The organism is Neisseria sp. P0021.S007 (assembly GCF_051956855.1).
Map to the genome: position 1 here is coordinate 1 of NZ_JBQCXA010000876.1, position 574 is coordinate 574.

The 574-nt window shown below is 52.8% G+C and carries 1 protein-coding gene; it reads left to right on the forward strand.

Going from position 1 to position 574, the window contains the following annotated elements:
- Window positions 1-574: diaminopimelate epimerase (gene dapF, locus ACTHUR_RS16475; RefSeq protein ID WP_440399754.1), on the forward strand; the 574-nt coding region annotated here is incomplete at both ends.

A 574-nucleotide genomic window follows, 5' to 3' on the forward strand; every position in this document is an offset into this window, starting at 1 on the left:
CTTCTGATGCGGTCGATTTTCGGTACCGCATTTTCAATGCTGATGGTCGGGAAGTAGAGCAGTGCGGCAATGGCGCGCGTTGTTTTGCGCGTTTTGGCGCGGATAAGGGGTTGACGGATAAAACGGAAATTTTGGTTGAAACGACCAAAGGGATTATTGTGCCGAAGCTGTTGGATAACGGTTTGGTTACCGTCAATATGGGTAAACCGCGTTTCATGCCGTCTGAAATTCCGTTTGTGCCTGCACATGGTGAAAATGAAGATGCGCTGACGCATATTGTCTTGGTCGGTTTGGAATCTGTACCGGTAAGCTGTGTGAATATGGGTAATCCGCATGCGGTAATTTTGGTTGATAATGTTGAAACCGCACCGGTGGAGCATTGGGGCGGCGCTATTGAATCGCACGAGCAGTTTCCTGAACGGGTCAATGTCGGCTTTTTGCAGGTTGAAGATGAGTTGTCAGTCCGCCTGCGCGTGTTTGAACGCGGGGTGGGGGAAACTCAGGCTTGCGGCACTGGAGCGTGTGCGGCCGTGGTGGCAGGCGTGCGCAATGGCTTGCTGAAAGCGGGTGCGCC